Source organism: Saccharococcus sp. Marseille-Q5394, from assembly GCF_946901335.1.
GTDB lineage: Bacteria > Bacillota > Bacilli > Bacillales_A > Planococcaceae > Sporosarcina > Sporosarcina luteola_C.
In genome coordinates this window covers 1750753-1776094 of the sequence record NZ_CAMPPQ010000001.1, presented here as the reverse complement: position 1 = coordinate 1776094, position 25342 = coordinate 1750753, and the positions used below count along the sequence as shown (strand labels likewise).

Below are 25342 nucleotides of genomic sequence, written 5' to 3'. Positions count from 1 at the left end.
ATTTCACAGCCCGAAATAGTCATACCGGGGCTGTGTTTTTTTATGGAACAATGGTAAAATGATTTGTGAGTAAATTAAGAAAAGAGGGGACGCAATGAAAATCGCAATCTCTTCGGATCATGGCGGCAACCGCTTGCGCCATGAAATCATGGACTTATTATCGGAACTCGGATTGGATTATGAAGACTTCGGTCCGGACTCCGATGAATCGGTCGATTATCCGGATTTCGCCAAACCAGTAGCGGACGGCGTCGCAAGCGGGAAGTTCGACCGGGGCATCCTCATTTGCGGAACAGGGATCGGCATGTCGATCGCTGCGAACAAAGTGAAAGGTATCCGTTGTGCACTCGTCCACGACGTCTTCAGCGCGAAGGCGACGAGAGGGCATAACGACTCGAATATTCTTGCTATGGGCGAACGCGTCATCGGACCGGGTCTAGCAAGAGAAGTGGCGACAGCTTGGCTGGACACATCATTCGAAGGTGGCCGTCACGAGCGCCGCGTCGCCAAATTGTCAGAGCTTGAAAATTAAGTGAGGTGAGCAAGCCAATGGATGATGTATTGAATTTATGGAAGCTTCAGCTTGACCAGCTTCTATCGGAAATGGAAGAGCAGACAACTTTTACACCCGGCACATTCTTCGTCGTCGGCTGCTCGACATCCGAAATCGCGGGCAAACGAATCGGGACAGGCGGTGCGCTCGAAGTTGCCGAAGCCTTATTCGGACCGCTGCAAGCATTCGCGAAAAAGCATGACCTATCGTTGGCATTCCAAGGCTGCGAGCATATTAACCGCGCCTTGACGATTGAACGTAAAGCCGCGGACAAAGCGAATCTCGACTCCGTATTCGTCATTCCGGCGGTACATGCGGGCGGATCGATGTCCACATATGCATTCGAACATTTAGAAGACGCGGTCGTCGTCGAGTCCATCCGTGCGAATGCAGGGATCGACATCGGCCAGACGCTGATCGGCATGCACTTGAAGCCGGTCGCCGTCCCACTCAGGACGTCCATCGACAAGATCGGGGAGGCAGTCGTCACCGTGGCGACCACCCGTCCGAAATTGATCGGCGGCGAGCGGGCGATCTACAAACTTCCTGTGGAAGAATGACGCATCTGCAGATAAATTAACTCAGAAAAGGGGAAATGGAATCATGGATTTAAGCAATGTGAAACGTGAAGATACAGCTGTCTACGAAGCGATCATGGCGGAAAAGAACCGCCAGAACGCCAATATCGAATTGATCGCATCCGAAAACTTTGTGACGGAAGCAGTCATGGAAGCGCAAGGCTCTTATTTGACGAACAAATACGCTGAAGGCTATCCAGGCAAACGCTACTACGGCGGCTGCGAGCACGTCGACGTCGTTGAAAACATCGCGCGCGACCGTGTGAAAGAAATTTTCGGCGCAGGCTATGCAAACGTCCAAGCCCACTCCGGTGCGCAAGCGAACATGGCTGTCTATTTCACAATTCTTGAGCCGGGCGACACTGTCCTCGGCATGAACCTTTCCCACGGCGGACACTTGACGCACGGAAGCCCTGTGAACTTCTCGGGTAAACTTTACAATTTCGTCGAATACGGAGTCAGCAAAGAGGACGAGCGCATCGATTACGAAGACGTCCGTCAAAAGGCGCTTGAGCATAAGCCGAAACTAATCGTTGCAGGCGCAAGTGCATATCCACGCGAAATCGACTTCGCGAAATTCCGCGAAATCGCGGATGAAGTCGGTGCGTATTTGATGGTCGACATGGCGCATATCGCCGGCCTCGTCGCTGTCGGCGAGCATCCGAACCCAGTGCCATATGCACACTTCGTCACATCGACGACACATAAAACGTTGCGCGGCCCACGTGGCGGATTGATCCTCGTGAACGAGGAATTTGCTGAAGAATTCGGCCGTAAAATCGACAAAACGATCTTCCCTGGCATCCAAGGCGGTCCATTGATGCACGTCATCGCTGCAAAAGCGGTTGCATTCGGCGAAGCCCAAAAGCCTGAGTTTAAATCGCATATCCAGCAAGTGAAGAAAAATGCTGCAGCCCTTGCGGAATCCTTAAAGGCAGAAGGCGTCGACATCGTATCAGGCGGAACGGACAACCACTTGTTGCTCGTCAACTTGAAATCACTCGCCATCACAGGCAAGATTGCTGAACACGTTCTTGACGAAGTCGGCATCACTGTCAACAAAAACACAATTCCATTCGACACGGAAAGCCCATTCGTCACATCCGGCATCCGTATCGGAACGCCAGCCGTCACAACTCGCGGCTTTAAAGAGGAAGAGATGAAGGAAATCGGCTCCATCATCGCTCACCTTTTGAAAAATCACGAAGACGAAGCGGTGAAAAAAGAAGCGGCCGAGCGCGTCAAAGCGTTGACAGACCGTTTCCCGCTGTATGCATAATTGAGTAAATGAATTCCCCCTCTCTGCGCGAGAGCGGGGATTTTTTATGGCGAGGAAAAAGTTATGCGCGAGTTCGGAGGAGTTATGCTCATTTTGGGACTTTCAACCCATATCTAGGTCTTGATTTGTCAAAACCACTATGCGCGCAAGGCGGAATTCAACACCGTCAAGCCTACCCGCGCTCATAAATCCATTTTCACGCTCATAAATATCGCCAATCACGCATAAATCGAAATTCCCACGCATAACCGCCGCCAATCACGCATAAATCAGAATTCCCACGCACGAACCGCCGCAATTACGCATAAATCGTAAATTCAACGCATAACCGACATTATCCGCATTCCCAATGTGTAAAGCGACACGTTTCTGTTATAATGTACAGGACATTCCGAAAAGGAGCGATTAGCAAAATGGCAAAAGTACATGTATTCGATCATCCGCTTATCCAGCATAAATTGACACATATCCGTGACGTGAACACAGGAACGAAGGAGTTCCGCGAGCTCGTCGACGAAGTGGCGACATTGATGGCGTATGAAATCACAAGAGACCTTCCACTGACGGAAGTGGAAGTGGAAACACCGGTCCGGACAGCAAAATCAAATGTATTGGCAGGCAAGAAACTGGGAATCGTCCCTATTCTGCGTGCAGGCATCGGCATGGTCGATGGCATCTTGAAATTGATTCCGGCAGCAAAAGTCGGACATATCGGCTTGTTCCGCGATCCGGAAACACTGCAACCTGTTGAGTATTTTGTAAAACTTCCATCCGACGTATCGGAGCGTGAATTCATCCTCATCGACCCGATGCTTGCAACAGGCGGCACGGCGGTGGAGGCAGTAAATTCATTGAAAAAACGCGGTGCGAAAAACATCCGCTTCATGTGCTTGATTGCAGCTCCTGAAGGCGTGAAAGTGTTCACGGAAGCACATCCTGACATCGACGTATACATTGCCGCATTGGACGAAAAGTTGAATGAAAAAGGATATATCGTGCCAGGACTCGGTGATGCAGGCGACCGCCTATTTGGAACTAAATAATAACAGAACACAATAATTTGGAAGGCGTGAATGGATTGAAAAAGAAATGGAAAGTGATGACGATTTTCGGTACGCGGCCGGAAGCGATTAAAATGGCTCCGCTCGTACTTGAGCTGCAAAAGCATCCGGAGGAGATCGAATCGATCGTCACGGTGACTGCGCAACATCGTCAAATGCTCGACCAAGTTTTGCATGCATTCAACATCACACCAACTTATGATTTGAACATCATGAAAGACCGGCAGACGCTTATCGACGTCGCCACACGCGGACTCGAAGGGCTCGACCAAATTATGAAAGAGGCGCAGCCCGACATTGTGCTCGTCCATGGCGATACATCGACGACTTTCATCGGCGGTCTTGCCGCGTTTTACAATAAGATCGCAGTAGGCCACGTCGAGGCGGGACTCCGTACATGGGATAAATTCTCCCCGTACCCGGAGGAGATGAACCGGCAGCTGACAGGCGTTCTTGCCGACCTTCATTTCTCGCCGACCGAAAAGTCTGCGCAGAATCTAGTAAATGAAGGAAAACAGGAAGACCGGATCTACATTACGGGGAACACGGCGATCGACGCACTTCAGACGACGGTGCGGGATGATTACCACCATCCAATCCTTGACCAAATGGGGGAAGACCGACTCATCCTTCTTACCGCGCACCGTCGCGAAAACCTGGGCGAACCGATGCGCAATATGTTCCGGGCGATCGTTCGGATCCTGGAAAAGCATCCGGACACACAAGTCATCTACCCGGTCCATATGAATCCGGCCGTGCGTGAAGTGGCGGACGAAATCCTTGGCTCAAACAAGCGGGTCCATCTGATTGAACCGCTTGAAGTCGTCGATTTCCACAACTTCGCCGCGCGCTCGCACATCATCCTGACTGATTCAGGCGGCATCCAGGAAGAAGCGCCTTCGCTCGGCAAACCGGTCATCGTCCTTCGCGACACGACCGAGCGTCCGGAAGGCATTGAAGCAGGTACATTGAAACTTGCCGGAACCGACGAAGATACAATCTTCAACCTGACAGACACGCTTCTATCCGACGAAGCGGAATACACCGCCATGGCCAAAGCTTCCAACCCATATGGAGATGGCCATGCTTCAGAACGGATTGTCAGCGCGTTAAAGGAATATCTTTCCTTAACGAACTGATATGCGTCAACACGTTTGTGCATGTTGAACAATGCTTGCACATTTATTGCTAAAGCACGTGAAATCAAGCTAATGAGGGATTTTTTCATCGGGTCAAACTGAGGGAAATCCCTCATTTCTTCATTATGAGAGAATCGACTGTGCAAATATGTCTATTATTTGACAACGTGAAGACTTTGTGAAGAATTTCACGGGAATCAATTGACATCAAAATGCCCCTATTGTATGCTAACAAAGGGTAAGAATGATAGGGAACCATACATATGATAAACGCCTCGATGGCAAGCTTCAAGGCGATTCTATCATCGTTCATTGGCGCCGTTCTACGAGGGGCTCCATGAGCGTGCTTGATGGCAACGCTTCCTGGTGGTCAGTTGCTTACGGCAATTCACAAATTACTACAGGTTCCGACCTTTTTCGGAGTCTCTATCAGTACAAGCCCTACTAACTAAGGGAAACGGATCAAACCGTTTGGCACTCCCGTTGTACACTCGCCTCATCTCGAAATCGCCAGACCCGGAAAATACGAATCAGGAGAATCACCCATCATGCATACATTGCGACAGATCTTTAATAGGCAGAAAATTGCTCTCTTTTTTTTGCTCGCACTGTTTGTCATCGGATGGGCTTTTAGTGACTTCAGACCATTTTTCGGTGGATTAATCTTGGGTTCCTTGTTCGGACTGTATAATTTCTGGATTCTTGTCCGTAGAATGGAAAGATTTGATCAGAACATTTCGAAGGGGAAAGAAACAAAGTCAATCGGAACCGCATTGCGATTCGGATCCGGAGTGGCTGCGGCAGCCGTTGCGTTGTCGATGCCAGAGAAATTCGATCTGATCGGTACAGTGGTCGGACTGATGATTCCACACGTTCTATTGCTTGTAGACAGAATCGTAGTCCACGTAAAGCATTTCTAAACTGACACGCATAAGGGAGGTGAACGAAACGTGAACCATGGAAATCCGGATTGGAACATCTACGGATTACACTTTAACCCGTCAAACATCCTCATGCTCTTTGTCACATGTCTAGTCGTTTTCCTTATTGCCGTTCTTTCGACGCGCAATTTGCAGATCAAACCGACAGGCATGCAGAACTTCATGGAATGGATCATGGATTTCGTCAAAGGGATCATTAAGAACAATATGGACTGGAAAACAGGTGGACGATTCCACGTACTCGGAATCACCTTGATCATGTTCGTTTTCGTTGCAAACATGCTCGGTCTTCCATTTTCAATCCAATGGAAAGGTGAACTTTGGTGGAAATCACCGACAGCTGATCCAGTCATTACAATGACGCTCGCTTCGATGGTTGTTGTCTTAACCCATTATTATGGCGTTAAGCAATTGGGGGCGAAAGGATACTTCAAAACGTATCTTCAGCCGATGCCATTCTTGGCACCACTTAAGATAATCGAAGAATTTGCAAATACGTTGACACTCGGTCTTCGTCTTTACGGTAACATTTTCGCGGGAGAGATCCTCATCGGACTTCTTGCGACACTTGGGGCTGGCAGTGCATTCGGTCTTATCGGAGCATTGATCCCGTCACTCGCTTGGTTAGGCTTCTCAGTCTTCATCGGAGCGATCCAAGCATTCATCTTCGTTATGTTAACGATGGTCTACATGGCGCACAAAGTCCAAACGGATCATTAAGCATATATAATAACCATTATAAAATTTATTTAACTATTAGGAGGAAAATACACTATGGGTCTTTTAGCAGCAGCACTTGCAGTAGGTTTAGGTGCACTTGGAGCAGGTATCGGTAACGGTTTAATCGTTTCTAAAACAGTAGAAGGCATCGCTCGTCAACCAGAAGCTCGCGGTATGCTTCAAACAACAATGTTCATCGGGGTAGCGTTAGTTGAGGCCCTTCCGATCATCGCGACAGTTATCGCGTTCATCGTAATGAACAAATAATAAAACAACAATTGTAAATGGCGAAGCACGCGGCAAACTGCCCTTCGCCATTCATTTATGTATCAACAGACGTTTGAAATGGTAATTTGAAGTTGAAATTAAAAATGACGTTCTTTCTATATAATAACGAAAATTGACATGAGCTCTTGAAGGGAGTGAAACAATCGTGTTAGGAAACACCTTCATTCTATTGTCCGCAAACGGCGGAGGATTTTTGTCATCATTGAATAACCCGAATGGCTTGAATCTAGGCGACATCATCGTCACAGTACTATTCTTCACAGTCCTCATGGTACTCCTTAAAAAGTTCGCATGGGGCCCACTTATGGGGATTATGGATCAACGTGCTGAATTGATTGCAAACGAAATCGAAGCAGCTGAAAAAAGCCGCTTGGAATCACACAAACTTTTGGAAGAGCAACGTGCCCTTTTGAAAGAGGCTCGTGAAAACGCACAATCGATTGTTGAAAATGCTCGTAAGCAAGGTGAAACACAACGTGAAGAACTGATGACAGCAGCGCGCGCAGAAGTGAACCGGATGAAAGAATCCGCTACTCTTGAAATCGCGACTGAGAAGGAAAAAGCAGTTGCAGCTGTCCGCGAAGAATTCGTTTCGCTTTCAATCTTGGCGGCGTCCAAAGTACTTGGCAAAGAAATCTCCGAGGAAGACAACCGTGCTTTGATTGAAGAAACGATTGTGAAGGCAGGCGAAAGCCGATGAGTAATTCGGTCGTAGCAAAACGCTATGCGCTCGCCTTATTTGAACTATCTCAACAACATGGACAAACCGGTTCAATTCAGGAAGAGATGAAAGAATTGAAGAAGGCGTTCCGTGACAATAAAGGTCTTGGTGAGCTGTTGGATTCTCCGAAATTATCATCAACGAAGAAGAAGGAAATAATCGCAAACATTTTCAAAGGCGTAAATCCGCTCGTACTGAATGCATTATACGTATTGCTGGATGCGAAGCGCTTGAATGAAGTGCAAAATGTGTTCGATGAATTTCTCACACTTGTAGATGATGCAGCGGGAATCGCAGAAGCGAAAGTATACTCGACGCGCCCGTTGACGGAGCAAGAGACAAACGCCCTTTCGGCCACTTTCGCAAAAAAGATCGGCAAACATTCTTTACGCATTGAAAATATCATCGATCCCAGCCTGATCGGGGGCGTACGCCTTCAAATCGGCAATCAGATTTACGACAGCAGCTTGAGCGCGAAGCTCGACAAACTGCAACGTAAATTGATCGGATCCTAATTTGAAATTGAGGGGTGACATACATGAGCATCAAAGCTGAAGAAATCAGCACGCTGATAAAGCAGCAGATTGAAAACTATCAGTCTGAGATGGAAGTAAGCGAAGTCGGTACGGTTATCAAAATCGGTGACGGTATCGCTCTTGCTCATGGCCTCGACAACGTCATGGCCGGAGAGCTTCTTGAGTTCTCCACAGGTGTCTTGGGTATGGCTCAAAACTTGGAAGCGAACAACGTAGGTATCGTTATCCTCGGACCATACACAGATATTAAAGAAGGCGATGAAGTACGTCGGACTGGCCGTATTATGGAAGTTCCTGTCGGTGAAGAGTTGATTGGACGCGTTGTGAATCCAATCGGTTTGCCGGTAGATGGATTGGGCCCGATCGCAACAACGAAAACCCGTCCAATCGAAAGTCCTGCGCAAGGCGTCATGGCACGTAAATCCGTTCATGAGCCATTGCAAACAGGCATCAAGGCGATCGATGCACTTGTGCCGATCGGCCGCGGACAGCGTGAATTGATCATCGGGGACCGTCAAACAGGTAAAACGACTGTCGCAATCGATACAATTCTGAACCAAGCTGACCAAGATATGATTTGTATCTATGTCGCTATCGGACAAAAGGAATCCACAGTTCGTGGGGTTGTTGAAACACTCCGTAAAAACGGTGCGCTTGATTACACGATTGTTGTAACAGCATCCGCTTCACAACCGGCTCCATTGCTATTCCTAGCACCATACACTGGTGTAACGATGGCTGAAGAATTCATGTTCCAAGGCAAGCACGTCCTTGTGGTCTACGATGACCTTTCAAAACAAGCGGCTGCTTATCGTGAACTTTCCTTGCTACTTCGCCGTCCTCCAGGTCGTGAAGCTTACCCTGGTGACGTATTCTACTTGCACAGCCGTCTACTCGAGCGTGCAGCGAAGTTGAACGATACATTGGGCGCAGGTTCAATCACTGCACTTCCATTCGTTGAAACACAAGCCGGGGACATCTCCGCTTACATTCCAACGAACGTTATTTCCATCACGGATGGACAGATTTTCTTGCAATCGGATCTATTCTTCTCGGGTGTACGTCCAGCGATCAACGCCGGTCTTTCCGTATCCCGCGTAGGTGGTTCCGCGCAAATCAAAGCAATGAAAAAGGTTGCGGGTACACTCCGTCTTGACCTTGCAGCATACCGTGAGCTTGAAGCATTCGCAGCATTCGGATCATCCCTGGATTCAGCGACAAAAGCGAAACTCGACCGCGGAGCACGCACAGTTGAAATTTTGAAACAAGACTTGAACAAGCCGTTGAAAGTTGAATATCAAGTTGTCGTCCTCTATGCGTTGACGCGCGGACTTCTAGACGACATCCCTGTAAAAGATATCCTTCGTTTCGAAGCTGAAATCACAAGCTGGCTCGAGTCAAATCACACTGAAGTGTTTGATCATATCCGTACGACAAAAGATCTTCCGTCTGATGAAGTGATGAAAGATGCAATCAACGCATTCAAGAAGAACTTCGTACCTTCCGAGTGATTTGGATACTGATCTAATTAAACAATAAGGTGGTGAATTGCCAGTGGTATCATTACGCGATATTGAAAACCGTATTAAATCGACAAAGAAGACGAGTCAGATTACGAAAGCGATGCAATTAGTATCGGCTTCCAAATTGACCCGTGCGGAAATGAATGCAAAAGCGTTCGTTCCTTACATGGATAAAATCGAGGAAGTGGTCGGCGCCATCGCAAGCGCGACGAGCGACTCCGGGCATCCAATGCTCGTGAACCGTCCAGTGAAGAAGACAGGTTATATTGTCGTGTCTTCCGACCGCGGTCTCGTAGGAGGCTACAATGCCAACATCTTCCGTACAGCAAGACGTGCGATCGAGCAACGCCATGCTTCGAAGGATGACGTGAAAATCGTCGCCATCGGACGCAAGGGGCTTGAGTTTTTCGAGCGCCTCGGATACGAAGTCGTTGAAAGCCTTGTCGGCGTATCGGACCACCCTTCTTTCGATGAAATAAAAGCAATCGCGAATCGAGCTGTTGGCATGTTCACAGAAGGCGAATTTGATGAAGTGTATTTGTATTACAGCCACTTCGTCTCCGCCATCTCCAGTGAAGTGACGGAAAAGAAATTGCTTCCGCTCACGGACCTTTCATCAGCGTCAGCATTGACTTCGTATGAGTTTGAGCCTTCCGCGGAAGCGATTCTTGAAACGCTTCTTCCGCAATACGCGGAAAGCCTCATCTACGGAGCAGTGCTTGATGGAAAAGCGAGCGAACATGCTTCCAGTATGACAGCGATGAAGACTGCTACGGATAATGCAGGCGAGTTGATCGATTCATTGAGTCTTCAATTCAACCGTGCACGCCAAGCAGCAATTACGCAAGAAATCACAGAAATTGTCGGCGGAGTTGCCGCTCTTGAATAATGCAATTTGAACGGGAAAGTAAGACAGGAGGGAAAAGCATGAGTAACGGACAAATACTTCAAGTTATGGGTCCAGTTGTTGACGTGAAATTCGAAAACGGCCAACTTCCGGAAATCTATAATGCTTTGAAGGTCCAAATCCAACGTCCGAACGAACAACCTGAAACGTTGACGCTTGAAGTTGCACTCCACCTTGGGGACGACTCGGTGCGTACGATTGCAATGTCATCCACTGATGGCCTTCAACGTGGCGCTGCAGTTACAGACACTGGCGCAGCTATTTCGGTTCCGGTCGGCGACGTGACACTTGGACGTGTATTCAACGTACTTGGAGAGATCATCGACCTTGGAGAGGAAGTTCCGGCATCCGAACGCCGCGACCCGATCCACCGTCTCGCTCCACAATTCGAAGACCTTTCAACGAATGTTGAAATCCTTGAAACAGGTATTAAAGTTGTCGACTTGCTTGCACCATACATCAAAGGTGGTAAAATCGGCCTCTTCGGTGGTGCCGGTGTAGGTAAGACTGTCCTTATCCAGGAATTGATCAACAACATCGCACAAGAACACGGCGGTATCTCCGTATTCGCAGGTGTTGGCGAGCGTACACGTGAAGGGAACGACTTGTTCTATGAAATGACGGATTCCGGCGTTATTACAAAAACGGCAATGGTATTCGGACAAATGAACGAGCCGCCTGGCGCACGTATGCGTGTTGCTTTGACTGGTTTGACAATGGCAGAATATTTCCGTGACGAACAAGGCGCGGACGTTCTTCTGTTCATCGACAACATCTTCCGCTTCACTCAAGCGGGATCTGAAGTATCCGCACTTCTTGGCCGTATGCCATCTGCTGTTGGTTACCAACCGACACTTGCAACTGAGATGGGTCAGCTTCAAGAGCGTATCACTTCAACTAACGTAGGTTCTGTTACATCGATCCAAGCGATCTACGTACCGGCCGATGACTATACGGACCCGGCTCCGGCTACGACATTCGCTCACTTGGACGCAACGACGAACCTTGAGCGTAAACTATCAGAAATGGGTATCTACCCGGCGGTTGACCCGCTTGCATCCACTTCACGCGCACTAAGCCCTGATATCGTTGGCGAGGAGCATTACGAAGTGGCTCGTCAAGTACAATCGACGCTGCAACGGTACCGTGAACTTCAAGATATCATCGCGATTCTCGGTATGGACGAGCTTAGCGAAGACGACAAACTTGTCGTAGGACGCGCACGCCGCATCCAGTTCTTCCTATCGCAAAACTTCCACGTTGCCGAGCAGTTCACAGGTCAAAAAGGTTCTTACGTGCCTGTAGCTGAAACAGTTCAAGGCTTCAAGGAAATCTTGGAAGGCCGCTATGACCACCTTCCGGAAGATGCATTCCGTCTCGTCGGACGCATCGAAGAAGTCATCGAAAAAGCAAAAGGTATGGGCGTAGAAGTATAATCTACAGGATCAGGAGGGAAACAAATGAAGACAATTAAAGTCAATATCGTCACTCCCGACGGACCTGTTAGTGAAACTGAAGCGGATATGGTGATCGCCGCCACGGAATCTGGTGAAATCGGGATCCTCCCCGGCCATATCGCAATGGTTGCACCACTCCAAATCGGTGCCCTTCGCCTGAAAAAAGACAACTCGACTGTAAATGTCGCCGTCCATGGCGGGTTCATCGAAGTTCGTCCGGATGTTGTCACCGTTTTAGCACAACAAGCTGAATTGGCTTCTGACATCGACATCGACCGCGCCAAACGCGCAGCGAAGCGTGCGGAACAAGCACTACAAGCAAAAGCTGATAAACTTGAAGCACAACTGGTGGAACTCGACCTCAAACGGGCCATCACCCGCATCAACGTTTATGATATGAAATAATAGCTTTGACTGATTGGCGGGCAGAGGGAGTCTTTCTTCTGCCCGCGTTTTAATGCTTGCGGACGCGCTTCACGCGCTCATAAAACCGCATCAAAGGGAGGCAGGACTATGAACGACGTATTTGCACACAACCCGATGCTTGCCATCGTCTCGCATATTTTCTTCATCGGCCTGTCATTTTATGCACTGCAAGCGATCATGCCGGAGAAAATCATTAAAAAGCACCATGTTTTTCAAGCGCAATTGCTCTTTATTTTATTGAGTTTTGCGATCGGTTCAACCGTATCAAATTTCTTTTTGGACATATCCTATTGGTCAGGAAGGATTCCTACTTTATTTAATTGACATTGTTTGGTGGAATGAAAATCGGGTACATAGTCAGTAGGCTAATGTCTCAGTCAAAACTACTCATATGCCACGGAATCCATGTCATCGCCGCGTCTACATCCAGATGTGAACGGGGCGATGGCATGAAATTAAAATAATAATGTTTAATTTCCGACAAGTTATGGGAATTACATAAGTGTCAATTGGCAATTGCCTAACCATCAATGAACACAAAACGACAAATGGGTACATATTATAGACTATCTTGTAGATAGACGGGAAAATAGCTCTGTAGTTACTTGTTTAATAATGTAGAGCGTTGTAGAATAGTATGTGTTTTTATGTTTAATTTATGATGCAAAAAATCAAATGAAAATTATGGCAAATATTATAAATACTGAGTCGGAGGGGCTTTTTGTGGACAAAATAATTATTAATGGTGGACGCGTTCTTCACGGAAATGTACGTGTGGAAGGCGCTAAAAATGCGGTGCTGCCTATCTTGGCTGCTGCATTGCTCGCGTCGGATGGTCCTAATATCATTCGCGACGTACCGAATCTGTCGGATGTCTCCACGATCAACGAAGTAGTCAAGAGCCTGGATGCGAAGGTCGTTTACGATCCATCCAGAGGGCAAGTAATTATTGACTCAACGGAAAAACTCGCTAGTGAAGCACATTTCGAATATGTACGTAAAATGCGTGCGTCAATTTTGGTTATGGGACCATTGCTCGCGCGCAACGGTTTTGCACGTGTAGCTCTACCGGGAGGATGCGCTATCGGCTCACGTCCGATCGATCAGCATCTAAAAGGGTTCGAAGCAATGGGCGCGGAAATCACATTTGGACATGGACATGTTGAAGCGAAAGCGGAGAATGGTCTAAAAGGTGCCAAAATCTATTTGGACTTCCCAAGCGTTGGCGCTACTGAAAATATCATGACAGCTGCAGCCTTGGCAAAAGGGACGACAGTTATCGAAAACGCGGCGAAAGAGCCGGAAATTGTCGATTTAGCGAACTTCATCAATGAAATGGGCGGAAGAGTCATCGGTGCCGGAACGGATGCAATCCGTATTGAAGGTGTCGAGAAGCTTCACGGAACCATTCATCATATTATTCCAGACCGCATCGAAACAGGCACATTCATGGTCGCTGCGGCAATTACGGGCGGAGATGTGACGATCGAAAACGCAGTTCCTGAACATAACGCTGCACTCATTTCCAAACTTGGTGAAATGGGAGTGAAAATTACGGAATTGGACGAAGGCTTGCGCATCCAAGCGAAGCATCCGTTGAAAGCGGTCGACCTGAAAACAATGCCGCACCCTGGATTCCCGACAGACATGCAATCACAAATGATGGCACTTATGCTGACGGCATCCGGAACAGGAGTGCTCACGGAAACGGTATTTGAAAACCGCTTCATGCACGTCGAAGAATTCCGCCGCATGAACGCGAGCGTCAAAATTGAAGGACGCTCGGTCATCATCTCGGGTCCATCCGATCTGCAAGGGGCTGAAGTTGCGGCGACTGACTTGCGTGCAGCAGCTGCCCTCATCTTGGCAGGCCTTGTTGCGGAAGGCGTTACACGCGTAACGGAACTGGATCATCTGGATCGCGGCTATGTAGATTTCCATAAGAAATTGAAAGCGCTCGGTGCAGACATCGAACGCGTTTCAACGGAAGAAACGAAGAAAGAAGCAGAGAAGCAACTCGTATAAACAGCACTCTTCATACTCTTATTCGTAGACTCCAAAAACTGCTCCTTGCCATATCGGCGAGGGGCAGTTTTTTTGAATGAAATACGGTCCTTCATCATACAATCGAATATGGACAAACTACTAGCCGTTTTATTCATCGCACTACTATTTTTTATTCCCATCCTCATGAAAACGACCGTCGAACCGAAGAACAGCGTGGCAAAGGAAGATCCGTGCGTAATCACTATCACTGTGGAAGGGGTGGACAAGCCTATGCCGCTTGAGGAGTATGTCGTGGGAGTCGTCGCTGGCGAAATGCCAATCGGCTTCCATAACGAAGCCTTAAGGGCACAAGCGATTGCGGCTCGGACATATGTACTGCGGACGACGGATGGTGGCAAGAAGCCGATCGAAGCGACCGTCTCCGCCCAAGTATATAAAACCGCAGCAGAACGGAAGGAACGCTGGGGAAAGAAATTCAAGGAAAACGAGAAGAAGCTACGGGAAATCGTCGCGACGACCGAAGGGGACACGATCGTATATGGTGATGAAATGATCACCGCCATGTTTTTTTCGACATCGAACGGGAAGACTGAGACTGCGCAAAACTACAGCGGCAATCCGATTCCATACTTGCAGAGTGTGGAAAGTCCGGGGGAGGAAGTCGTCGAAGCGAAAGTGGAACGGCACATCGAAATGCCGATTGCGAAGTGGAATGAAGCGCTCGGATCCGTTTGGAAAGCCGATCAGTTCAAAAGCCTCCAGCTCATCCGCAATCAAACGGGACGCGTGCAAAAAGCAGTGTCAATCGGCTTCGAAAAGAGCGGCCGTGAAATGCGGGAAGCACTCGGGCTCGCGTCCACAGACTTTGATATCGCCTACGACGTTACAAACGAAATCGTCCTCATCACGACGAAGGGATACGGGCATGGGGTCGGCATGAGCCAATACGGCGCCGAAGCCTTTGCCCAGAAAGGATGGACCGCTGAAAACATACTGACCTACTATTATTCCGGCACGACAATAAAAAAGTTTGAAGTAGACGAATCTGAATGTTTAAAAACGCCAACACTTGCAAACAATAGCAAGTGAGGTGATGATAATGCGAGAAGAAAAACCGAAATCCCCTTCTCAGAAGAATAAGAGTCAGAAGAATAGATGGTTCTGGCCGGCCATCTACGCGGGAATCGCGATCGTCTTCGTCGGCATGATTTGGGGCTACAATGCCTTCATCCAAAAGGGCCCGAACGAAACTGCCGACGTCGCAACAGATCCGAATGCACCGCCGCTCGTCGAAACAAATGCTGCAAACGAAGTACTCAAATTCCCGTTCAAAGAGGACCAACTCGATGACGTGGCGATTATACAAGAGTACTATGATGCAGACGCCAATGAAGAGTCGCGAGAAAATGCACTACTTGTCTTCAACCAAACGTACAAGACAAACACAGGTATTACGCTCTCGATGGATGACCAACCATTTGAAGTCGTCGCAGCCCTTAGCGGAACAGTGAAAGAAGTCATTATCGATCAATTCCAAGGCAGCAGAATCACAATCGACCACGCCAACGGAATGACAACTATTTACAGCTCCTTGACTGGCATCCTCGTCAAAGAAGGCGACGAAGTCACTCAAGGTCAATCTCTCGGAACTGCTACAAGCAACGAATGGAACACAGTAGCCGGTACACACCTGCACTTCGAAGTGCACAAGGACGGCAACCCAGTCAACCCGCGCTCATTACTAGGATTTTAAACGACCAAACCACTCTCTGTTGCGAGAGTGGTTTTTGTGTTTTGGCAAACAAATGTGTAAACGCGGAAGTTTCTAGGTAGTTGTCGTATGTGATCGCGTTGAATGCATTTTACAAATTAAGGGGTCTGCGAGGGGAGTTCTCGTTCTTCCATATAGACTTCTCGTTAAGCAGCTTGGAGTTCTCATTCATTCATGGCGAGTTCTCGTTAAGTCGCTTGGAGTTCTCGTTCATCCTTGAAAAGTTCTCGTTAAGCCGCCTGGAGTTCTCATTCATCTATGAAGACTTCTCGTTAAGCCGCTTGGAGTGCTCATTCATCCATGGCGAGTTCTCGTTAAGTCGCTTGGAGTGCTCATTCTTCCATGGCGAGTTCTCGTTAAGTAGCTTGGAGTTCTCGTTCTTCCGTATAGAGTTCTCGTATAGCCGCTTGGAGTTCTCATTCATCCGTAAAGAGTTCTCATTAAGCCGCTTGGAGTTCTCGTTCATCCGTAAAGAGTTCTATTCATCCATGAAGACTTCTCGTTCAGCTGCCTGGAGTTCCCGTTCCCGTACTTAGATTTCTCCATAACCCTTGAAAAGTTCTCCTATATTCAACGTAAAAACTAATTTGTCAAAACCATATTTCGCGATTAATAGATGTTCGAATTACAAAACAGCACCGCGGTAAAATTGTCATGCTTGTAATCCGCACATTGTAGCAAAAACTGAATTCAGCCCAAAAACCACTATCAAAAATGATTTTTGACCCCGTTTCCGCGTTTAAATATTTATTTTGTGTAAAACTATTCAAAATTAATCGTCAACTATTTATAATGTACTTGAGGTGATTTAATGATAATAAAGCATAGAAAAAAGAATAAGGAAATTGAGGGGTTAATTGCATTGGAAAGGAGATTGAGACAAGATAATCAAAATAGGCAGCGAATTAAAGAGAAACTCTATTATCTGGAGGCTGGTTATGGAGGGGAATGCCAGTATGATAAATATATAACCGAATTCAAACCACGCTATCCCCATGCCATTCTTCATGATGTTACTTTAATCCATGATGGTATTTATTTTCAAATGGATTCACTTCTAATTACTCCTTCATTCATAATCATTTCAGAAGTGAAGAACATTGCAGAGAAAATCATAGTGAAGTCCAATCCGCTGCAATTCATTAAAGAATATACATCTGGACAACGGATGCCATTACGTAATCCAATTACGGAGGTAGAGCGAAAAAATTATCTGTTGGAGAATTGGCTTCTTGAAAAAAACATTAAAATACCTGTTGAGGGGCTAGTGGCGTTTGCCTACAACAATGAAATGCAAATCGAAGAAAAACCCAATATGGAAATTATGTTTACATATGACGTCCCTGCTCATCTAAGATCATTGGCAGTCAATCCAGAGATTCTTAGCGGTCATGACATTCGGTCATTGGCTTATGAAATTTATAAAAGTCATATGGAATTCAACCCATTCCCGATGACTAAAAGATTCGATATTCATCCCGCAGAAATTATTCCAGGCGTAATTTGTAGTGAATGCGGGAAATTCAACATGAAATGGGAAAGCAGAAAATGGAAATGTCATTCTTGTGGGCAAGATGGGAAGGATGAGTATAAGGCTGCGATCGAAGATTGGTTTATGCTGATCAAAAATACGATGACAAACCGGGAATTTCGGTACTTTACACAACTGGAGTGCCGTCACGTTGCAAAGCATCTATTAGGAAAAGCACAAACAAAACTAATTGGCCATGGTAGAAACGCACACTACGAATTTTTGATGGAGAGGAATAGACAACCAAAATGAATCGCCAATAGTAGTGTGACCTATTGAGTCATCAATATATCAGCTTCTCATGCTCGAGGTTTTCGTACCCGCGCTTGGATTTCTCGTTTATCAATAGAAAAATTTCTCATTCCGGCGCTAGGAGTTCTCGTTTATCAGTAGAAAGTTCTCGTTCCGGCGTCAGGAGTTCTCGTTATTCAGTAGAAAGTTCTCATTACAACACCCATAGTTCTCGTTGACGCCCTGGGAGTTCTCGTTAACTCTGCCGCGGGAATCTGCACCCGATAAAACAATAACCCCGCCACTCCAATCCAGCTTTGACATAACCGCCGTCGCCGCGGCATAAGATAAAGGAAGAAACGGAGCTGACAGGAAAGGAAGAGGGCGTGCACGAGCAAATTCGGAGGCGATGCGTGCGCCTCGGCAAAATGTTGCTGGACACAGGACTTACCGTACGGGCGCTGGCGAAATCGACGGGCTATTCGAAAAGCACGGTCCATAAAGACTTGACGGAACGGCTGCCGAATGTGGATGTGGAGTTGTCTGAAGAAGTCGCCAAAGTACTTGCCTATCATAAGTCTGTCAGACATTTAAGAGGCGGTGAAGCAACAAGGATGAAATGGATGAATGAAAATAAGAAAGCCCGCAACACGTAACGGGAACAGACGGGGACCATCGACCATCCTTGCAGGAAGGCGGAAACCCTGTCTTTTCGCATGGAAAAAAACCAGTCGGGATGATGAATAAAAACGAATATTGTCGTAAGTAATAGTTAATGAATTCACCCATGCCTTTTAGATTGGAATGAAAAAGGCCTACATAAAAACGGTCGTCAAAATACGGACTTCCCAAAATACCCTGTAAAAAACCCCCATTCGACACCATTCAGCAAGCCCTAAATAACTGTATGAATAAATACAAAATTACTGTCAATATTTGTGTTCATTAAAGAATCATTATGGTACAATCTATAGTTAGGAGAATAACGACCGAACTGAAGTTGGAAGGGGAAACGGGATTGATGTTTGCAAAGGATATCGGAATCGACCTAGGGACTGCGAATGTGTTGATTCACGTAAAAGGGAAAGGCATCGTTCTTGACGAGCCTGCAGTCGTAGCGATCGACAAACATTCAAACAAAGTATTGGCGGTTGGTGAAGAAGCGTTTAAAATGGTAGGAAGGACACCTGGCAACATTATTGCCATCCGTCCGATGAAAGACGGCGTCATCGCCGATTTCGACGTGACGGAGATGATGCTGCGCCATTTTATCAATAAACTGAATGTCAAAGGATTCCTTTCGAAGCCGCGGATCCTCGTCTGCTGCCCGACGAACATTACGAATGTCGAGCAGAAAGCGATCCAGGATGCTGCGGAAAAATCCGGCGGCCAAAAAGTATATCTTGAAGAAGAACCGAAAGTCGCGGCAATCGGCGCTGGCATGGATATCTTCCAGCCGAGCGGCAATATGGTCATCGATATCGGCGGCGGAACTACAGATGTCGCAGTATTGTCAATGGGCGATATCGTCACATCCGAATCAATCAAGGCCGCTGGCGACTTGTTTGACAACGACATCATTCAATCGATAAAGAAAAGATATAAATTGCTCATTGGGGAGCGTACGGCGGAAACGATCAAGATCGAAATCGCGACCGTCTTTCCGGGCGGCCGGAAGGAACAGATGGACATTCGCGGCCGCGATATGGTAAGTGGACTCCCTCGCACCATTACAATCAACTCAGATGAAATACGTGAGGCGCTCAGCGAATCGGTCGGCATGATTGTCCAATCCGCGAAAAACGTACTGGAGAAAACACCGCCCGAGCTATCCGCGGACATTATCGACCGAGGCGTATTCCTTACAGGAGGCGGCGCCCTGTTGCACGGGATAGACACACTGCTCGCAGAGGAATTGAAAGTGCCGGTATTCATCTCGGATAATCCACTAAGCTGTGTGGCGATTGGGACGGGTATCCTCCTCGACAACATCGGCAAAAAAGGCCGTTACTAATTAAAATCTTTTTGATCCATCCGATATATAAGAGAAGAACGAAATATGAAAGGAGGCGGGTGCCATATGTTCCGTGGCTTTTACACAGTCGGTTCCGGCATGATCGCGCAGCAGCGCAGGACGGAAATGCTGGCTAACAACATCGCGAACGCCAATACACCAGGATTCAAAGCCGAACAGTCAAGCATCCGTTCATTCCCGGAAATGTTCATGTCGAGCTTGAATGCGCAACGCATCCCAACTCAAAAAGGCATTCAACTCAACGGCTTATCGCCAGTCGGAGAGCTGTCGACAGGTGTTTACATGCAAGAGACGATGCCGCTTTTCACGCAAGGGTCTCTTCGTGAAACGGGCATGACGACAGACATCGCCCTACTCGACGGAAGCCTGCCGATCGACGCGGAAACCGGTGAACAAGGAGCTGTCTTTTTCCGGCTTGAAAATGAAAACGGAAATGAGCTCTACACGAAAAATGGGAATTTCACAATCGACGCGGCCGGTTACTTGACGAATCCGATGGGGTATTATGTGCTCGATACGAACGGTCAACGCATCCAATTGCAAAATGACGACTTCAGTATTTCCGATGCAGGGGACATTATGCAGAACGGTACAGCCGTTGCAACTCTCGGAGTTTCATTCGCGGAACAGCCCGGCGCCCTCCTGAAGCAAGGGAACGGCCTATTTACAAGCGACGCTAATTTGCCTGAAGCGCAAAATTTGGCAGGAGTTGGATATTCATTCCAACAAGGCTTTTTGGAAGGTTCCAATGTCGACGCTGCGAAGTCGATGACGGACATGCTCGCCGCATACCGCGCATTCGAAGCGAATCAAAAAATCCTTCAAGCGTATGACCGAAGCATGGAAAAAGCGGTGAACGAAATAGGACGCGTCAACGGATGATGCGTTTTGAAAGGGGCCGAATCGAATGATACGATCAATGACGACGGCAGTTAACACGATGAACCAATTGCAGAGCCAATTCGATATTATCGGGAATAACCTTGCAAATTCGGCGACAAACGGGTATAAATCGAGTGAAGCCAATTTTCATGAACTACTTTACCAACAATTCAACAACGATAAGGCCGATACAGCTCAGCGCCAATCTCCTGCGGGCATCCGCTATGGCGTCGGTGCTGCGCTCGGTCCTGCGAAAATGAACTGGACGGTCGGTTCTTTGCAGACAACCGGTCGTGAACTCGATTTTGCACTGACCGAACCGAAGCAATATTTCAACCTTATCATGCCCGGAGAAGACGGGGAGCAAACGGTATACACGCGCGCTGGGAACTTTTACGTTTCACCTGTTGAAGGCGGCAACCTGATGCTTGTCAATGGCGATGGGTATCCTGTCGCGAATAGCGCGGGGCAGCCGATCACATTCGCGGACAGCGTGAAGAATTACAGTTTGGTTTCAGGCGGCATCCTTGAAGTGATCCACAATGACGGAAACGTACAGCAAATCCAAATGGGTGTCACGACTATGGAACGCCCGAACTTGATGAGCAGGCTTTCTTCGACACTGCTCGCGCTTCCTGACAATGTGGCGGAACTCGGCGTCGCCGCTGGAGATATACTGACGGAAATGAACGGCGTCAACCGCAACCGGATCAGCATGGAAAACGGGAAGCTTGAAGCCTCCAACGTCAATTACGAAAAAGAGATGACAGACCTGATCAATGTCCAGCGTTCTTACCAATTCAACGCGCGGACGGTCACGCTCGCCGATCAGATGTTAGGTTTGATCAATAACATTCGATAAGCCGCGCTAGGGAGAATCCGAAATGATAGAAGATAAACAGAAACATCCTCAATGGGACCATATGAAACAAAATGACTCCACTGAGCGTCAAATCGTTGCTTCCCGCGTGGAGCGCAACCAACAAAAGAAGCAGAAGTCCATTGACGAGGAAACAAGTGGCAAGCCGCGTATTTGGGTTCAAATTAGACTGTTCCCAATCTGGTTGCGTATTGTGCTCGTCCTTCTGTTGCTTGCGGGTGCAGCAATTCTCGGAGCCATGATCGGCTACGGCTTTGTCGGCGACGGCCAACCCTCCGATGTGCTGAAAAAAGAGACATGGATCCATATACTCGATATCATAAAAGGGAAAGAGTCGTAACGAATCGATCAGCGAAGGGATCGATTTGCCTTAATTTCTGCGTTCTTTGCAGAAATTAAGGCACGTGGTGTTATAACATTAATCACACACTTATTGTAGTGGTTTATTTTTGCTGAATTAAGTCATACATACATTGTCGGGAGGATAAAGGAAATGCTAACTGCAGAACAAATTCAAAAAATCATTCCCCATCGCTATCCCTTCCTTTTAGTCGATAGGATAACTGAAATCGAAGAAGGGAAACGCGTCGTCGGCCTGAAAAACGTCACGATCAACGAAGACTTTTTCAACGGCCATTTTCCAGGCTACCCGGTCATGCCAGGCGTCCTGATTGTCGAAGCGCTTGCACAAGTCGGTGCAGTCGCCATCCTTCAAAAAGAGGAAAATCGCGGCCGCCTCGCATTCTTTGCGGGTATTGACAACTGCCGGTTCAAACGCCAAGTCGTTCCAGGGGACCAATTGAGACTTGAAGTCGAAATCACGCGGATGCGCGGCTCCATCGGAAAAGGGAAAGCGGTAGCGACCGTTGACGGCGAAATCGCCTGCGAAACGGAAATCACATTTGCATTAGGTCCGGTAGCAGAAGCTAAAAATTAATTTGCGCACGTGCAATATGTCAGCTAAAATGAAAGTGCAGTGTGTATATTGAGGCGGACATCACACGCATGCTTATAGTGGGAGGTACCAACCAATTATGTACAATGATCTTTCTCCAAATATAAAGAGCAGCATCACGCGCTCCATCACCCAGACGTTCGAGCAATACATGGCGGACATCGATTGGGACGAAGAGCTGTACGATATCGAAGACTTCATCGATTCATGGCGCGAATACATCACGACAAAAGCTCTTTGGTATACAAGAATTCCGGATGATGTGAAAAGAGAACCGAAATTCCACGAAGACCTCGCCCAGCGAATCAATGAAGTCATCCAACGAATTCTCAGCGAGCCGCCTTCAGAAGAGCAGATCGCCAACATCCAGATCATGCAGGAAAAACTCGATACGCACTTTACATACGACTGCAAAGCGGAAGCTGTCTACGTCGAAATGCAGCTCAAAGACATGCTCGAAAAAGAACAATAAAAAGTATGGATAGTTCCCTCCTTTTTAGCCAACCTACAAGTATCATACGATTTGTATGAGAGAGGCTTGTGGAAAGGAGGGAATTTTCATGTTCAAAAAAGCGATACCGTTCGTACTCGTTTCCGGACTTGTGTTGACAGCATGTGGCGATGCCGGCAACAACGGCAATGGCAACGACGTTCCAGGAAACAACGAAACGCCGATGGAAAACCTGGACAACGGTCTTAACGACACGACTCCACGAGTTAACAACGGCGCAGGACCGGACATGGATGGAATCGATAACGGACTCGATGGAAACGGTGTAAACAACGGAATCATCAATGATGGAAACCGTAACAACGGAGACATGAACGGTGACAACACAACATCACCGAATGATGACATCCTAACAGATGACAACGACACAAATCGTAACCGTAACAACAACCGCTAACCGCAAGCCGCAAGAAAACCGCCACCCCCCGGCGGTTTTTCTTTTTTAAAAATCGCGTCATAAGAAGGCTAAATGCAATAGATTTCCCCGCATTCATTTTAAAAGAGTGTGATTGTCAAAAGCATCTCGCGCGAACACGAATCGGATTTGACGGGAGGTCTTTCCGCGGAACAACTCCACCAAGCGCTCATATATCTCTACATTCACGCATAACGCCCCGCAACCGCGCATAAACCGTGCTATCCACGCATAACGCCCCGCACCTGCGCATAACTCGCGAAATCCACGCATAACGCCCACAACCGCGCATAAACCGCTATATCTACGCATAACTCGCGCTAATCACGCATAAACGCCATCAAAAAAAGCCGCCCTTAACAGGCAGCTCCCACTCACTTTTCTTCCCGATCCTTCTTCAACCGCGGACGCTCGCGCATATCCGACTCGAAACGCTTCAGCAACTCCTCGCCGCCTAGCCCTTCGGTAATCAATTCCTCCAATAAATGCTCCGCATACTGGGTGCGGGCACGCTTCAAACGACCCTTCAACAACACCGAAATATGCTCGCCGATCTGTTCCACGGCATCGACCGCCACGCGGAACCCCGCGGGCTCATTTTCCGGATAGGAAATGACGACGCGCGCTTCCAACAGCTCACCCGACTCCTTCCATCCCTCGAACAATTGCTGGTGCTCCTGATCGATGAAAAGCTCCAAAATCCACATCCGGTGGCTATTCTCCTGATTGATGATAATGCCGTCGACTAGCGGAAAGTCCTGAATCTTATCATCTATCAATATACCGACCGAAATCATTTTGAATGTCTTCAAATGCGCCACCCCGCTCACTTTTTCATCAAGTATACCACACGTCGGAAAAAAACTTCAGAAACAGCCAAGCTCGAATTATCCCGTGTAAATGAAAACTTCCAAACCATTGTCATCATCCACATTCTTCATTTCTCAACCAATAATACAGCCTGAAAACCCTATCAAAACCGGATTTTAGAGATTTGCGCCAATTTTCAATGCGTCATAAGATGAAGACATCACAGAAAGAAAGGAGGGGGAAAAGTGAACCAAGTTGCACTCGTAGGGCGCATGACAAAAGATCCGATTTTACGAAGGCTATCGGAAGGGAGACTGCAGACAAGCTTCATCCTTGCCGTAAACCGCAATTTCAAAAACAAGCATGGCGAAATGGATGCCGACTTCATCCTTTGCACAGCATGGGGGAAAGTTGCGGAAAACACCGCGAAACATTGTGGAAAAGGATCTTTAGTAGGTGTCGGCGGACGGATCCAATCGAGGACATATGAACGCGAAGACAATAGCCGAGTTTTCGTCACTGAAGTGATCGGAGAGGAAATCCGCTTCCTGTCGACAAAGCGGAGAACGAACGACAACTTGTACGGAGAGCCTGAAGGAAATGTGCAACAAAGCGGCGGAAATGAAAGCAAGGCGGAACAGGAGAAGGTCAGCACGAACTTCCATCTGCCGCAAATCGAAAAAGAGGGACTACCTATCTATTGACCTTCAAAGGACGATACATAGGTAGGGAGAATAACCAAAAAGGGGGATCGCCGGAAGCTCGGATACACAAAAAAATGAATAGTGGAATGAAAATATCTAAGTGAGTAAGAAGGAGAACAAAGCGATTAGGATATGAAGGGTGGGGACCCTCCCATATCCACAGGGGGCATCGCGTCCGCCAGACGCAATGCTAGCTGCGTAGGCCGAATGATCTTGGCCGACACCGTGCGGCGGGGACCGCTCCCGCCGCATCTTACCAATACCGAGAGGAGGAAAAACAAATGGATAAATCCCAAAAACAGCTCATCCGCATGGAGCTGCAAGTCGGACAACTCATCCGCATCATCGCACGCCTGAATGAACGGCTCAATGAATTGGAGGAAAGAGAACTCGCGAGAAAAGTCATTCCCATACATATGCGGCGCCAGGCACAGCGATCATGAAAAGACCCCGGCTTCCATAAAAGGAAACCGAGGTCACG

Annotated in this window: 31 protein-coding genes; 30 read left to right on the top strand and 1 reads right to left on the bottom strand. The window is 47.7% G+C overall.

Features of this window, described 5'->3' with window-relative positions; translation table 11 throughout:
* The first annotated feature begins 94 nt into the window (after positions 1 to 94).
* The 28 genes from rpiB to OC538_RS08350 all read left to right on the top strand — a co-directional run bounded on the left by rpiB (position 95) and on the right by OC538_RS08350 (position 23329).
* Complete coding sequence (gene rpiB / locus OC538_RS08485; RefSeq protein ID WP_251697754.1) at positions 95 to 532, top strand: ribose 5-phosphate isomerase B; 438 nt, start codon at positions 95 to 97, stop codon at positions 530 to 532.
* 17 nt (positions 533 to 549) lie between these two features.
* A complete protein-coding gene (locus OC538_RS08480) occupies positions 550 to 1113 on the top strand; it encodes a TIGR01440 family protein (protein WP_262174349.1) in 564 nt (187 codons plus the stop codon).
* A gap of 43 nt (positions 1114 to 1156) precedes the next feature.
* Positions 1157 to 2410: a serine hydroxymethyltransferase gene (gene glyA, locus OC538_RS08475; protein WP_262174346.1), complete on the top strand. Its 1254-nt coding sequence runs from the start codon at positions 1157 to 1159 to the stop codon at positions 2408 to 2410.
* Between the two features lie 413 nt (positions 2411 to 2823).
* The gene (gene upp / locus OC538_RS08470) at positions 2824 to 3453 is read left to right on the top strand and encodes a uracil phosphoribosyltransferase (protein WP_251693535.1); all 630 of its coding nucleotides are present in this window, start codon (positions 2824 to 2826) and stop codon (positions 3451 to 3453) included.
* A 56-nt stretch (positions 3454 to 3509) separates the two neighbouring features.
* On the top strand, positions 3510 to 4610 hold the full coding sequence (gene wecB / locus OC538_RS08465) for a non-hydrolyzing UDP-N-acetylglucosamine 2-epimerase (protein ID WP_410055870.1): 1101 nt from the start codon (positions 3510 to 3512) through the stop codon (positions 4608 to 4610).
* 548 nt (positions 4611 to 5158) lie between these two features.
* On the top strand, positions 5159 to 5530 hold the full coding sequence (locus tag OC538_RS08460; RefSeq protein ID WP_262174344.1) for an ATP synthase subunit I: 372 nt from the start codon (positions 5159 to 5161) through the stop codon (positions 5528 to 5530).
* A gap of 30 nt (positions 5531 to 5560) precedes the next feature.
* Positions 5561 to 6271 (top strand): F0F1 ATP synthase subunit A, encoded by a 711-nt coding sequence (gene atpB, locus OC538_RS08455; protein WP_251693538.1) that lies wholly within the window; start codon positions 5561 to 5563, stop codon positions 6269 to 6271.
* Positions 6272 to 6325: 54 nt separating this feature from the next.
* Positions 6326 to 6538 carry a F0F1 ATP synthase subunit C gene (gene atpE, locus OC538_RS08450; protein ID WP_060209511.1) on the top strand — a complete coding sequence of 71 codons (213 nt, stop codon included), beginning with the start codon at positions 6326 to 6328 and terminating at the stop codon, positions 6536 to 6538.
* A 190-nt stretch (positions 6539 to 6728) separates the two neighbouring features.
* Complete coding sequence (gene atpF / locus OC538_RS08445; RefSeq protein ID WP_251695217.1) at positions 6729 to 7259, top strand: F0F1 ATP synthase subunit B; 531 nt, start codon at positions 6729 to 6731, stop codon at positions 7257 to 7259.
* The gene (locus tag OC538_RS08440) at positions 7256 to 7795 is read left to right on the top strand and encodes a F0F1 ATP synthase subunit delta (RefSeq protein WP_262174342.1); all 540 of its coding nucleotides are present in this window, start codon (positions 7256 to 7258) and stop codon (positions 7793 to 7795) included. Before atpF ends, OC538_RS08440 begins: the two co-directional genes overlap by 4 nt.
* A 23-nt stretch (positions 7796 to 7818) precedes the next feature.
* On the top strand, positions 7819 to 9327 hold the full coding sequence (gene atpA, locus OC538_RS08435; protein ID WP_251693540.1) for a F0F1 ATP synthase subunit alpha: 1509 nt from the start codon (positions 7819 to 7821) through the stop codon (positions 9325 to 9327).
* Between the two features lie 43 nt (positions 9328 to 9370).
* Positions 9371 to 10228 carry an ATP synthase F1 subunit gamma gene (gene atpG / locus OC538_RS08430; RefSeq protein ID WP_251693541.1) on the top strand — a complete coding sequence of 286 codons (858 nt, stop codon included), beginning with the start codon at positions 9371 to 9373 and terminating at the stop codon, positions 10226 to 10228.
* 38 nt (positions 10229 to 10266) lie between these two features.
* The gene (gene atpD / locus OC538_RS08425; protein WP_251693542.1) at positions 10267 to 11682 is read left to right on the top strand and encodes a F0F1 ATP synthase subunit beta; all 1416 of its coding nucleotides are present in this window, start codon (positions 10267 to 10269) and stop codon (positions 11680 to 11682) included.
* Positions 11683 to 11706: 24 nt separating this feature from the next.
* The gene (locus OC538_RS08420; protein ID WP_251693543.1) at positions 11707 to 12108 is read left to right on the top strand and encodes a F0F1 ATP synthase subunit epsilon; all 402 of its coding nucleotides are present in this window, start codon (positions 11707 to 11709) and stop codon (positions 12106 to 12108) included.
* Between the two features lie 108 nt (positions 12109 to 12216).
* Positions 12217 to 12453, top strand: a complete 237-nt coding sequence (locus OC538_RS08415) for a DUF1146 family protein (RefSeq protein WP_251626224.1) — start codon at positions 12217 to 12219, stop codon at positions 12451 to 12453.
* A gap of 399 nt (positions 12454 to 12852) precedes the next feature.
* On the top strand, positions 12853 to 14154 hold the full coding sequence (murA, locus tag OC538_RS08410) for a UDP-N-acetylglucosamine 1-carboxyvinyltransferase (protein ID WP_251693544.1): 1302 nt from the start codon (positions 12853 to 12855) through the stop codon (positions 14152 to 14154).
* A 72-nt stretch (positions 14155 to 14226) separates the two neighbouring features.
* Positions 14227 to 15225, top strand: a complete 999-nt coding sequence (spoIID, locus tag OC538_RS08405) for a stage II sporulation protein D (protein WP_262174335.1) — start codon at positions 14227 to 14229, stop codon at positions 15223 to 15225.
* Positions 15226 to 15235: 10 nt separating this feature from the next.
* Entirely contained in the window at positions 15236 to 15889 is a 654-nt protein-coding gene (locus OC538_RS08400; RefSeq protein WP_262174333.1) for a M23 family metallopeptidase, read from the top strand.
* Between the two features lie 80 nt (positions 15890 to 15969).
* Positions 15970 to 16443: a hypothetical protein gene (locus OC538_RS08395; RefSeq protein ID WP_262174332.1), complete on the top strand. Its 474-nt coding sequence runs from the start codon at positions 15970 to 15972 to the stop codon at positions 16441 to 16443.
* A gap of 326 nt (positions 16444 to 16769) precedes the next feature.
* Complete coding sequence (locus tag OC538_RS08390; RefSeq protein ID WP_262174331.1) at positions 16770 to 17690, top strand: nuclease-related domain-containing protein; 921 nt, start codon at positions 16770 to 16772, stop codon at positions 17688 to 17690.
* A gap of 365 nt (positions 17691 to 18055) precedes the next feature.
* Positions 18056 to 18325 (top strand): sporulation transcriptional regulator SpoIIID, encoded by a 270-nt coding sequence (locus OC538_RS08385; protein WP_251693548.1) that lies wholly within the window; start codon positions 18056 to 18058, stop codon positions 18323 to 18325.
* Between the two features lie 365 nt (positions 18326 to 18690).
* Positions 18691 to 19683, top strand: a complete 993-nt coding sequence (locus OC538_RS08380; RefSeq protein WP_251695218.1) for a rod shape-determining protein — start codon at positions 18691 to 18693, stop codon at positions 19681 to 19683.
* A gap of 66 nt (positions 19684 to 19749) precedes the next feature.
* Positions 19750 to 20586, top strand: coding sequence for a flagellar hook-basal body protein (locus tag OC538_RS08375; RefSeq protein WP_262174327.1), 837 nt, complete (start codon positions 19750 to 19752; stop codon positions 20584 to 20586).
* 25 nt (positions 20587 to 20611) lie between these two features.
* A complete protein-coding gene (locus OC538_RS08370) occupies positions 20612 to 21448 on the top strand; it encodes a flagellar hook-basal body protein (protein WP_251693550.1) in 837 nt (278 codons plus the stop codon).
* A 22-nt stretch (positions 21449 to 21470) separates the two neighbouring features.
* Positions 21471 to 21806 carry a DNA-directed RNA polymerase subunit beta gene (locus OC538_RS08365; protein WP_262174324.1) on the top strand — a complete coding sequence of 112 codons (336 nt, stop codon included), beginning with the start codon at positions 21471 to 21473 and terminating at the stop codon, positions 21804 to 21806.
* 153 nt (positions 21807 to 21959) lie between these two features.
* A complete protein-coding gene (gene fabZ / locus OC538_RS08360) occupies positions 21960 to 22403 on the top strand; it encodes a 3-hydroxyacyl-ACP dehydratase FabZ (RefSeq protein WP_251693551.1) in 444 nt (147 codons plus the stop codon).
* 97 nt (positions 22404 to 22500) lie between these two features.
* Positions 22501 to 22893 carry a hypothetical protein gene (locus OC538_RS08355; RefSeq protein WP_251693552.1) on the top strand — a complete coding sequence of 131 codons (393 nt, stop codon included), beginning with the start codon at positions 22501 to 22503 and terminating at the stop codon, positions 22891 to 22893.
* Between the two features lie 88 nt (positions 22894 to 22981).
* Positions 22982 to 23329: a hypothetical protein gene (locus OC538_RS08350; RefSeq protein WP_251693553.1), complete on the top strand. Its 348-nt coding sequence runs from the start codon at positions 22982 to 22984 to the stop codon at positions 23327 to 23329.
* Between the two features lie 392 nt (positions 23330 to 23721).
* Here the strand turns inward: OC538_RS08350 and OC538_RS08345 are convergent, their stop codons facing one another.
* Positions 23722 to 24159, bottom strand: coding sequence for a YwpF-like family protein (locus tag OC538_RS08345; RefSeq protein WP_251693554.1), 438 nt, complete (start codon positions 24157 to 24159; stop codon positions 23722 to 23724).
* A gap of 243 nt (positions 24160 to 24402) precedes the next feature.
* Here OC538_RS08345 and OC538_RS08340 point away from each other — a divergent pair, with 243 nt between their 5' ends.
* Complete coding sequence (locus OC538_RS08340; RefSeq protein ID WP_262174322.1) at positions 24403 to 24861, top strand: single-stranded DNA-binding protein; 459 nt, start codon at positions 24403 to 24405, stop codon at positions 24859 to 24861.
* 281 nt (positions 24862 to 25142) lie between these two features.
* Positions 25143 to 25304: a hypothetical protein gene (locus OC538_RS08335; RefSeq protein WP_262174320.1), complete on the top strand. Its 162-nt coding sequence runs from the start codon at positions 25143 to 25145 to the stop codon at positions 25302 to 25304.
* Positions 25305 to 25342 lie beyond the last annotated feature (38 nt).